The following is a 10,568-nucleotide window of genomic DNA, read 5'->3' as shown; positions in this document are numbered from 1 at the left end:
CAATAACGGTTTCCTCTATGAACCCAACACAGGCTATAAGGCCATCAAAAAAATCCCCCCGGGAAACTATATTGAATTAAATCTTGCAACAGGGCTCAGCAAACTCAAGCAGTATCAGAAGCTTTCTGATTTCAAATCAGAGAACAATCTTCTCGAAAACGTCCGCGCAGCTACCAATCGGCAGTTGATGGCTGATGTTCCTGTCGGAGTATTTTTTAGTGGCGGGGTCGACTCCAGTATTCTTGCCAGCTTTTCCGGAGAGGCCGATCTTTTTTTTGCAAAGTATGAGGCAACAGAAGACTCGGTCGTGGACATGAAGTTTTCAACTAACATTGCTAATTTCCTGAATAAGAAATTGGTAACAACAGAACTGTTAGACTCTACCAACGACATATTTGAATCGATTGACTTTGTCGCAGGCAATACAGAAGAATTGATTTCAGATTATACATTCTGGTCAACCTACAGGCTTTCGGTTGCCGCTCGGGAAAGCGGTTATAAGGTGATGCTCAGTGGCATGGGGGGAGACGAGGCATTTGCCGGTTATCCACGCTACAAGGTTCTCAAGCATCACACCCTGATCAGTTTGCTATCTCCGGCCTTGAGACTTGCACTCAAGCTTAGGCTTTTCCCTAAGAAGCTCGACAAAAAATTCGAGCGTCTTGTCTCCTATGCCCAGGAAAAATACTGGCCACTTGCATATTCTCGAATGCTGGGGTATTTCTCCAGGCGCGAGCTGAATAGCTTTTTCCCGAACTACTCCGTCCTGGAGCAGAACTACAAGGATCGACTTCGTTCGTTATTCATCAATTATGAAGGGAACCCGAACGACAAGGTAAAGTGTGCACAACACCTGGACCTTAGAGGTTTCTTGAGTCATAACCTCAGCGTCTCCGACAAGGCAAGCATGCTGGCCAGTATCGAGTTACGCGTACCGCTCCTGGACGAGAAGATTCTGGCTCAGGGTTGCGCGACAGAAAGCTCGGCCCTACTCGCTGGTGGAGAGCCGAAGGCTCCTCTGAAGAGCCTACTGAAGAAGCTGCTTTCCGCAGAACTGGTGGATCGCCCGAAAACCGGCTTCAACCCCCCGCTGGACGGCATCATCCGCAAACTAGGCGCCGATAGATTGCTCGCCGAGCTTGACAGGGTTCATCAGTACATCGCACGCGAAGAAGTGGAAAATATCATCAGGAGGCATTTCTCTGGCGCAGTTAATAACACCTATAAGCTCTGGCAACTACTCTACTTTGAACGCTGGCTGAAGCTAAATAGCGTACAGGCTGCTTGAACCTGCAGCAGGCAATAAAACTTCAAGTATACTTGTCTTTCAAGAGCATAACATTGATGTCCCGCACCCTTACTCTCCTCCATACAATCAAGACGCTGCGAGCCAAACAGGTAATTTATCGAATCTACTATCGATTTTCCAAAGTAAAGCCATTCCAGGGAACAGCACTCAAGAAGAACCCGTCATTTCAACTGGAAGATATGCCACGCTGGAACCCGTCGCATTTTACGGCCGATCATCAATTCGATTTCATGGACCTTTCCGGTCCGATTGAATGGAACAGCGAAGAACGCCCGAAGATTTGGCTTTACAATTTGCATTACCTTGACCATCTGACATCAAACAGCAGTATTTCGGCAGCGTTTAATGTCGAGCTGGTTGAGCGTTGGATTCAAGATAATCCGCCCTACCTGGGTTGTGGCTGGGAACCTTACCCGCTTTCGCTGCGAATCGTGAATCTGGTCAAGTGGTTTCACCAGCAATCCCGGCCACTTGAAAACTGGCTGGAAAGCCTGACGCTGCAAACTCATGCACTCTCCAAACAGGTGGAATACCATATACTGGCCAACCATCTGTTCGTCAATGGCAAGGCGTTGTTGTTCGCGGGCAGCTTCCTGGAAGGCGATCAGGCCGAACGCTGGCGTGCCTTGGGACTTAAAATACTGGACAAGGAAATCACCGAGCAGTTCCTGGCGGACGGCGCGCACTTCGAGCTGTCCCCCATGTATCACGCCTCCCTAATGTGGGATATGTGCGATCTAGTCAATCTGGCTACCCACACTCCGCTTGCAGAACTGCGAAACAGGCAGGCCGAATGGATGAATGTCGTAAGACGCGGTATTATCTGGCTACGCAGCATGCGTCACCCCGACGGCGATATACCTTTTTTCAACGACGCCGCGTTTGGTATCGCGCCGCTGTTGCAGGATATCGAGGCCTACGCGCATACCCTGGGATGTCTGCCACCTATCGATGATAGCCGCTCGATGCAACTGTCGGCAAAACACCATGCTGACAGCGGCTATGTCGTCATCGATTTTGATGAAGATTGCAAAGCTCTGCTGAACTTCGCACAGGTAGCGCCCGCTTACCAACCCGGACATACTCATGCCGACACCTTGAGCTTCGAGCTGAGTCTCTTTGGGCAGCGTGTTTTCGTCAATTCCGGAACATCTCAATATGGGGAAGACGCCGAGCGCCACCGTCAACGCAGCACAGCCGCTCACAGCACTGTCGAAGTAGATGGCGAAAACTCTTCCGAAGTGTGGGCCGGATTCCGAGTTGCGAGGCGCGCACGAGCCACCTTGGAGGTACTCGAGCAAACCCACGATTCAATAAAGGTACGCTGTAGCCACGATGGCTACTTGCGCTTGAAAGGACGTAACCTCCACCAACGCGAGTGGATTGCGTCGAGCAGAACCCTGCAGATAGTCGATCGGGTCACAGGCTCCTTCGATCGGGCACTTTCACGACTTTTCGTACATCCACATGCCGTGGTTACTCAAGATCAAGAATGGCTGACCATTACACTCACCAACGACCAGATTGTCCGAGTTCACATCCAGGGCGCCATCGATATTAAAGTCATTCCTTCGACCTGGCATCCAAAGTTCGGCAAGTCCATTCCAAATCAGTGCATCGTCATCGAGCTCTCCAAAGAGATGCTGACCACAACCGTATCATGGTGAGGTTCCTTTGAAAATTTTGATCTTGAGTTTTTATTATCAACCCGACCTCTCGGCAGGCTCTTTCCGCACGACGGCTCTGCTGAACTCACTGATGAAAGACTTGCCATCGTATGCTCATGTAGAACTCATCACGACATTGCCCAATCGATACAGTTCTTTTAGCAGTGAAGCGCCAGAACTGGAAGAGCATCCACGGCTGACAATACGTCGTATCGCATTACCCTCTCACAAGAGTGGCATGCTGGATCAGGCCAAGGCATTTCTGGTGTACGCCAGGCAGGTTCAGCGCCTCACTCGCACAGCACATTACGATCTTGTCTATGCGACCTCATCCCGCCTGATGACGGCTTTTTTAGGGGCTTTCATCTCTCGCAAGCACAAAACGCCACTCTACCTGGATATACGAGACATTTTCGTTGATACCATCAAGGATGTATTACCAAAGAAAAAGGCCTGGCTGCTCAAACCCATGTTTTCCCTGGTTGAAGGGATGACAATCCGTGCCGCCAAGAAAGTGAATTTGGTTTCTGCCGGGTTTCTTCCCTATTTCAAATCGGCTTACCCGGAGCAACATTATTCGACCTTTACCAACGGAATTGACGACGAGTTTCTCAAGGCTCAGCCCGATAGCGAAAAAAACAGTCCACAGCGTATCTGGGAAGTCGTCTATGCCGGCAACATAGGAGAGGGGCAGGGTCTACACAATATCATTCCGCAGCTGGCCAAACGCTTCGAAGGGAAGCTGAACTTCAAGCTTATCGGTGATGGCGGAAGGCTCGATGTATTAAAGGAAAGTCTGCAAACCGCAGGCTGCACCAACGTAACGCTATTGAGTCCGGTGAAACGTAACGAGCTGATCAAGGTTTATCAGTCCGCTGACGTATTGTTTTTACATCTGAACGATTATGATGCGTTTCGAAAAGTCCTTCCATCCAAACTATTCGAGTATGCAGCCCTGGGTAAACCGATCTGGGCAGGCGTATCTGGTTATGCGGCAGACTTTATCTCTCAAAACATCGACAACGCCGCAGTCTTCTCCCCCTGCGATGTAGAGGCAGCCGTTACGACCTTTGATATACTTAAAATGGTAACCGCCCCCCGCAACTCCTTCGTTGAGCATTTCTCCAGGGGCAATATCATGAACAGTATGTCAAAAGACGTTCTCTCACTCATCGAGGGACATTGATTATGCGTATCACGTTAACAGGTGCCAGCGGCTTTGTTGGCCGAGGCCTGATAGCGCCACTGCTCGAACGTGGCCATCAGATCACTGCAGCGATGCGCCAGCAACAGCCAGACCTGGACGCCAAGGTGCGGCAACAACGGATTGATGGACTCTCGGCACAACAGGACTGGACGCCTTTACTGCAAGGACAAGACGTGGTCATACATTTGGCTGCCCGCGTACATGTCATGCGTGATCAGTCTACCGACCCTCTCGCCGAGTATCGCAAGGTCAACGTCGATGGCACGCTGAATCTGGCCCGACAAGCAGTTGAAGCCGGAATCAAGCGTTTTATCTTTGTCAGCTCGATCAAGGTGAACGGAGAAGGTACTTCTGCAGGAAGCCCCTATACCGCTGACGGTTTAGCGGCGCCCATCGACCCCTATGGGGTATCGAAAATGGAAGCAGAGCAAGCTCTGCGAGCCCTGGCTCAAAAAACCGGCATGGAAGTGGTGATCATTCGCCCTGTGCTTGTTTATGGACCAGGCGTACAGGCCAACTTTCTGAGCATGATGAACTGGCTGTACAAAGGCGTACCAATGCCTTTTGGCGCCATTCACAACCGACGCAGCCTGGTCGCACTGGAAAATCTCACTGATCTGATCAGCACTTGCTGCGACCATCCTGCCGCGGCCAATCAGGTGTTTCTGGTCAGCGATGGAGAAGATCTCTCCACCAGCGACCTGCTGCGCAGAATGAGCAACGCCCTGGGTAGACCAGCCAGGCTATTACCAGTGCCCAGTTGGGTGCTTGAGAAAGGCACCTATCTATTAGGCAAGCAAGCGCTGGCTCAACGATTGTGCGGCTCACTACAAGTCGATATCAAGAAGACTCATGAACTCCTGAATTGGACTCCGCCATTCAGTGTCGACGACGCCTTGCGCAAAACCGCCGAATACTTTTTGAAATGGCAGACAAAATGAATACATGGTTGTTATTACCGATAGTAACTATCATTGCACTTTTTCTCACTGGGGGGCTGCGTAGATATGCACTGTCGCGGAGCCTGATCGATATACCCAACGCTAGGAGTTCGCACACGATACCCACACCACGTGGTGGTGGTGTCGCCATTGTGATCAGTTTCCTGCTGACCTTGCCGGTGGCGGCAAGCATGGGCTTTGTCTCCTGGCCCCTTGGCTTCGCTTTGCTGGGCGCCGGGGCCGGGATCGCAGTATTGGGGTTCCTTGATGACCATGGCCATATCAGTGCCCGCTGGCGCTTGCTGGGTCACTTTATCGCTGCGACCTGGTCACTATTCTGGCTCAGCGGGTTACCGCCACTGAGCCTGCTGGGATTTCCACTCGACCTTGGCTGGCTCGGTCATGGGCTGGCGGCAGTTTACCTGGTATGGCTGCTGAACCTTTACAATTTCATGGACGGCATTAACGGTATTGCCAGCATCGAGGCTATCTGCGTGTGCCTTGGAGGTGCGCTGCTATATGGCTTGAACGGAAACATCGCACTCGCTCTGTTACCGTTGCTGCTGGCTTTCTCGGTAGCAGGATTTATGTACTGGAACTTCCCGACAGCCCGGATCTTCATGGGGGATGCCGGTAGTGGTTTCCTGGGAATCACACTGGGGATATTGTCTTTACAAGCCGCCTGGACAGCCCCACAACTTTTCTGGGGCTGGCTGGTCCTACTCGGTGTGTTTATCGTCGATGCGACCTGGACGTTGCTTAGACGCCTATTGCGAGGAGAGAAAGTCTACGAAGCACACCGTAGCCATGCCTATCAATTTGCGTCACGCCAGTTCGGCAAGCATCTACCGGTTACGCTGACAGTCGCAGCAATCAATCTCCTCTGGCTGCTTCCAATTGGGCTACTGATAGGAACAGACAGGCTGGACGGCTTTGCAGGGTTACTTCTGGCCTATATACCGCTCATCATCCTGGCCTTTAAGTTCAAAGCGGGTACAAAGGAATAATTTCAACCATCTCAAACAACACACGCCCCAGACCAAAGAGGGCAAGTCCACTGGGGATGGCGGTGTGTGCAGGGATGTTCTGGAAGTACCGGCCCCATGAATAACCGTAACGGCTATTCATCCTCCTCATTCACCCGATCCCGCAACTCCTTCCCCGGCTTGAAATGCGGCACAAATTTACCATCCAGGCTCACTGACTGCCCGGTCTTCGGGTTACGCCCCACCCTCGGTGCGCGGTAATGCAGGGAAAAGCTACCGAATCCACGGATCTCGATCCGATCTCCGGTCGCCAGGCATTGGGACATCTGCTCGAGCATGGTCTTGATAGCCAGCTCGACATCCTTGGACGAGAGCAGGCCCTGATGGGTGACAATTCGTTCGATCAACTCCGACTTCGTCATATTTTTCCCTTCTTTTTCAAGCAACTAGGAAAAGCATTTCGAAGGTTGTAGCACGGCTGGATGGTTTTGAACAGCCCACCCATTGACTTATCTGCATACAAGGTGCGTCGAGGATCGAGGGGGCCGGCAGCGACTAATTACAGATGACCAGCATGGTTCGCGTAACCGAGCCCGCAGGGTTCCAGCCGAACAGATAGTCGCCCTCCTCATCCCTGGCATCGCTGGATTTGGTAACGACCTTGTAGCCCTGAGCCTTGCACTCGCGGGCCGCACGCTTGTAGCACTTGTCCCAGCCAGATCCCAACCCCGAGCAGTCGATCTCGATTCCGCTCACGCCATGCCTGACGTGGGTCTTGGCACTGGTGGTACACCCGGCAACGACCAGCGCCAGGGCAATTACCGCTAAGAGCTTGCTCATTCACATCCTTACCAAGGCGACGCCCTGAGAAAACCCTGACCATGCGTGCATGACCAGCTCAGACAGCCATATCTTTACACCTATGAATGTGACAGCCACAAGTCCGATTTTGTTTCGCATGCGATACGCGCAAAACACGCGCACAAAAAAGGGCGACCGAAGTCGCCCTTTCTTTCAACAGTCAGACAGAACTCAGTTCTGCTTGGCCATTGCTTGACGCAGCAGAGCAGCCATGGTGGTGTCAGCTGCTTCACCTTCCGGAGCGGCTTTCAGGCTCTGGATGGCTTCTTTCTCGTCTTCAACGTCTTTCGACTTGATCGAGAGCTGGATGACGCGGCTCTTACGATCAACGCTGATGATCTTGGCTTCTACTTCTTCGCCTTCTTTCAGGACGTTACGCGCGTCTTCAACGCGGTCACGGCTGATTTCGGAGGCTTTCAGAGTCGCTTCGATATCGTCGGCCAGAACGACGATGGCGCCTTTGGCGTCAACTTCTTTCACAGTGCCTTTGACAACAGCGCCTTTGTCGTTGACCGAGACGTACTCGGAGAACGGATCGCTTTCCAGCTGCTTGATGCCCAGGGAGATGCGCTCACGCTCTGGGTCAACCGACAGGATGACGGTGTCCAGCTCGTCGCCCTTCTTGAAGCGACGTACGGCTTCTTCGCCGACTTCGTTCCAGGAGATGTCCGACAGGTGAACCAGGCCGTCGATGCCGCCGTCCAGACCGATGAAGATACCGAAATCGGTGATCGACTTGATGGTACCGGAGATCTTGTCGCCCTTGTTGAACTGGCCAGAGAAGTCTTCCCATGGGTTCGACTTGCACTGCTTGATACCCAGGGAGATACGACGACGCTCTTCGTCGATGTCCAGAACCATGACTTCCACTTCGTCGCCGACTTGTACGACTTTCGAAGGATGGATGTTCTTGTTGGTCCAGTCCATTTCCGAAACGTGCACCAGGCCTTCAACGCCTTCTTCCAGCTCAGCGAAGCAGCCGTAGTCGGTCAGGTTGGTGACACGCGCGGTCACGCGGGTGCTTTCCGGGTAGCGAGCCTTGATGGCAACCCATGGGTCTTCGCCCAGTTGCTTCAGGCCCAGGGAAACACGATTGCGCTCGCGATCGTACTTCAGAACCTTGACATCGATCTCGTCGCCAACGTTGACGATTTCCGATGGATGCTTGATGCGCTTCCAGGCCATGTCGGTGATGTGCAGCAGGCCATCGACGCCGCCCAGATCAACGAATGCACCGTAGTCGGTGAGGTTCTTGACGATACCCTTGACCTGCTGGCCTTCCTGCAGGGATTCCAGCAGAGCTTCACGCTCGGCGGAGTTCTCGGCTTCCAGGACGCTGCGGCGGGAAACGACAACGTTGTTGCGTTTCTGGTCGAGCTTGATGACCTTGAACTCGAGCTCTTTGCCTTCCAGGTGCGTGGTGTCGCGCACTGGACGGACGTCAACCAGGGAACCTGGCAGGAACGCACGGATGCCGTTAACGTCGACAGTGAAGCCGCCCTTAACCTTACCGTTGATAACGCCCTTGACCACTTCCTCGGCTGCGAAGGCTGCTTCCAGAACGATCCAGCATTCAGCGCGCTTGGCTTTTTCACGGGACAGCTTGGTTTCACCAAAGCCATCTTCAACCGAATCCAGCGCCACGTGAACTTCGTCACCGACGTTGATGTTCAGTTCGCCAGCATCGGTGTAGAACTGTTCCAGCGGGATCAGAGCTTCAGACTTCAGACCAGCGTGGACAGTTACCCAACGAGCTTGGTAATCGATATCAACGATAACACCGGTGATGATCGAACCAGCCTGAAGATTCAGGGTCTTCAAGCTCTCTTCAAAGAGTTCCGCAAAGCTTTCGCTCATTTTAATTCCTGTTGATGAGGGCGAAGAATACGCCCATCTGCCACACCCCAGACGATGTGGGTTACGTTCATATAAAGAGGCCATGCAGGACTATGACTGGTCCCCTGCACCCCTCTTGGTCACCCGGCGATATCGCGAATGGCGATCTCGCTCATGATGCGTTCCAGCACCTGCTCGATGGACAACTCCGTGGAATCCAGCTGTATGGCGTCGGCCGCCGGCTTGAGCGGGGCCACCGCTCGCTGGGTATCGCGCTCATCGCGCGCACGGATCTCATCCAGCAGACTCGACAGACTAACATCATCGCCCTTGGCCTTCAACTGCAAGTAGCGACGACGGGCACGCTCCTCGGAGCTGGCGGTGAGGAAGATCTTCAACGGCGCATCGGGAAACACCACGGTGCCCATGTCGCGACCGTCGGCCACCAGCCCGGGCGCCTCGCGAAATGCCCGCTGGCGTTGCAGCAGCGCATCGCGCACCGCCGGCAGGGAAGCGACCTGGGACGCACCGGCACCGATCGACTCGTTGCGGATGTCCTGGGTGACGTCATCCCCTTCCAGGATGATGCGCTCCGGCTGACCGTCGGTCGCACCGATGAACTGCACATCGAGATGCGCGGCCAGCAACTTGAGGGATTCCTCGTTGGTCAGGTCGACGCCATGATTGCGCGCGGCGAAGGCCAGCAACCGGTAAAGCGCGCCGGAGTCCAGCAGACACCAACCCAGGCGCTTGGCCAGCAGGCCGGCGATGGTGCCCTTGCCCGAGCCGCTAGGTCCGTCGATGGCGATGACTGGAGCTTGAATATTCACGACTGAGCCTCTTTCTGATCATCGTTGACGTTCATTGTGTCCTTGCGGGCCCGGCGGGCCAAGATCCTGCCGAAATGTTCGCGAGCCGCCTGGGCCCGCTTGAACACATCCAGCAGTTGATGCCCGTCACCCGCGTCGACGGCATCGCGCAGGACGTCCAGGTCGCCGCGGAAGGTGTCCAGCGCACGCAGGACCGCATCGCGGTTGGCCAGGAAGATATCGTGCCACATGACCGGGTCGCTGCCGGCGATTCGCGTGAAGTCACGGAAGCCGCCTGCGGCGTAACGGAAGATCTCCAGGTTCTCGTTGCGCTTGGCCAGCGAATCGACCAGGCCGAAGGCCAGCAGGTGCGGCAGGTGACTGGTCGCCGCCAGCACCTCATCGTGCCGCCCGACGTCCATCTGCTCGACATCCGCGCCCAGCGCACGCCAGAGCGCGTCGACCGTCGCCACCGCATCCGCATCGGTCCCGGCCAGCGGCGTGAGGATCACCTTGTGCCGCCGGAACAGCCTGGCGTTGGAAGCCTCCACCCCACTCTGCTCGGACCCGGCAATCGGATGGCCGGGCACGAACCGCACCGGCATGGCACCGAACGCTTCAACGGCGGCCCGCACCACGTTGCCCTTGGCGCTGCCGACGTCCGTCAGGATCGCCTGGCCGAGGTCCATGCCCGCCAACAGGCCGAGCATCTTTTCCATCGCCAGGATCGGCACCGCCAGTTGGATGACATCAGCCCCCTGGCACGCCGCCACCAGGTCTTCCTCGCAGCGATCGACCACGCCCAGCTCAACCGCCAAGCGGCGCGACTGCGGATTGAGATCGACCCCTACCACTTCCCGACACAGGCCACTTTCACGCAGCCCCTTGGCGAAGGAGCCCCCAATAAGCCCAAGACCGACCACCACCAGGCGGCCGATCATAGGCGTCGCAG

At 54.7% G+C, this 10,568-nt stretch carries 9 protein-coding genes and 1 pseudogene; 5 read left to right on the top strand and 5 right to left on the bottom strand.

Annotation, left to right across the window (positions count from 1 at the left end; all coding sequences use genetic code 11):
- The 5 genes from K675_RS0126140 to K675_RS0126120 form a co-directional block, all read left to right on the top strand.
- Window positions 1-1,288, top strand: a 1,288-nt coding sequence (locus K675_RS0126140; RefSeq protein WP_017906420.1) for an asparagine synthase C-terminal domain-containing protein, incomplete at its 5' end; no start/stop codon positions are given.
- A 56-nt stretch (window positions 1,289-1,344) separates the two neighbouring features.
- Window positions 1,345-2,976 carry a heparinase II/III family protein gene (locus K675_RS0126135; RefSeq protein WP_017906419.1) on the top strand — a complete coding sequence of 544 codons (1,632 nt, stop codon included), beginning with the start codon at window positions 1,345-1,347 and terminating at the stop codon, window positions 2,974-2,976.
- Between the two features lie 7 nt (window positions 2,977-2,983).
- Window positions 2,984-4,162 (top strand): glycosyltransferase family 4 protein, encoded by a 1,179-nt coding sequence (locus K675_RS0126130; RefSeq protein ID WP_037007213.1) that lies wholly within the window; start codon window positions 2,984-2,986, stop codon window positions 4,160-4,162.
- 2 nt (window positions 4,163-4,164) lie between these two features.
- Entirely contained in the window at window positions 4,165-5,124 is a 960-nt protein-coding gene (locus tag K675_RS0126125) for a UDP-glucose 4-epimerase family protein (RefSeq protein WP_026145551.1), read from the top strand.
- Entirely contained in the window at window positions 5,121-6,131 is a 1,011-nt protein-coding gene (locus K675_RS0126120) for an MraY family glycosyltransferase (protein WP_026145550.1), read from the top strand. The genes K675_RS0126125 and K675_RS0126120 overlap by 4 nt, the downstream gene beginning before the upstream one ends.
- Before the next feature lie 113 nt (window positions 6,132-6,244).
- On the opposite strand, the gene ihfB is transcribed toward K675_RS0126120, so the two are convergent.
- The 5 genes and pseudogenes from ihfB to K675_RS0126095 form a co-directional block, all read right to left on the bottom strand.
- Window positions 6,245-6,532, bottom strand: coding sequence for an integration host factor subunit beta (gene ihfB / locus K675_RS0126115; RefSeq protein ID WP_017906414.1), 288 nt, complete (start codon window positions 6,530-6,532; stop codon window positions 6,245-6,247).
- Window positions 6,533-6,665: 133 nt separating this feature from the next.
- On the bottom strand, window positions 6,666-6,950 hold the full coding sequence (locus K675_RS0126110; RefSeq protein WP_017906413.1) for a hypothetical protein: 285 nt from the start codon (window positions 6,948-6,950) through the stop codon (window positions 6,666-6,668).
- Window positions 6,951-7,142: 192 nt separating this feature from the next.
- On the bottom strand, window positions 7,143-8,828 hold the full coding sequence (gene rpsA / locus K675_RS0126105; RefSeq protein WP_017906412.1) for a 30S ribosomal protein S1: 1,686 nt from the start codon (window positions 8,826-8,828) through the stop codon (window positions 7,143-7,145).
- 119 nt (window positions 8,829-8,947) lie between these two features.
- Window positions 8,948-9,637: a (d)CMP kinase gene (gene cmk, locus K675_RS0126100; RefSeq protein WP_017906411.1), complete on the bottom strand. Its 690-nt coding sequence runs from the start codon at window positions 9,635-9,637 to the stop codon at window positions 8,948-8,950.
- A 20-nt stretch (window positions 9,638-9,657) separates the two neighbouring features.
- Window positions 9,658-10,557 (bottom strand): annotated as a pseudogene (locus K675_RS0126095) (prephenate dehydrogenase/arogenate dehydrogenase family protein); the annotation flags it as partial.
- Window positions 10,558-10,568 lie beyond the last annotated feature (11 nt).

The sequence above is a fragment of the Pseudomonas fuscovaginae SE-1 genome, from assembly GCF_000364705.1.
Classification (GTDB): domain Bacteria; phylum Pseudomonadota; class Gammaproteobacteria; order Pseudomonadales; family Pseudomonadaceae; genus Aquipseudomonas; species Aquipseudomonas fuscovaginae_A.
This window is presented reverse-complemented; position numbering and strand designations above follow the sequence as displayed.

What these genes read in the sequence shown, in the direction of transcription:
- rpsA (WP_017906412.1), bottom strand. Translation starts at nt 8,828, where the DNA reads ATGAGCGAAAGCTTTGCGGAACTCTTTGAAGAGAGCTTGAAGACCCTG.
- K675_RS0126110 (WP_017906413.1), bottom strand. Translation starts at nt 6,950, where the DNA reads ATGAGCAAGCTCTTAGCGGTAATTGCCCTGGCGCTGGTCGTTGCCGGG.
- ihfB (WP_017906414.1), bottom strand. Translation starts at nt 6,532, where the DNA reads ATGACGAAGTCGGAGTTGATCGAACGAATTGTCACCCATCAGGGCCTG.
- K675_RS0126120 (WP_026145550.1), top strand. Translation starts at nt 5,121, where the DNA reads ATGAATACATGGTTGTTATTACCGATAGTAACTATCATTGCACTTTTT.
- K675_RS0126125 (WP_026145551.1), top strand. Translation starts at nt 4,165, where the DNA reads ATGCGTATCACGTTAACAGGTGCCAGCGGCTTTGTTGGCCGAGGCCTG.
- K675_RS0126135 (WP_017906419.1), top strand. Translation starts at nt 1,345, where the DNA reads ATGTCCCGCACCCTTACTCTCCTCCATACAATCAAGACGCTGCGAGCC.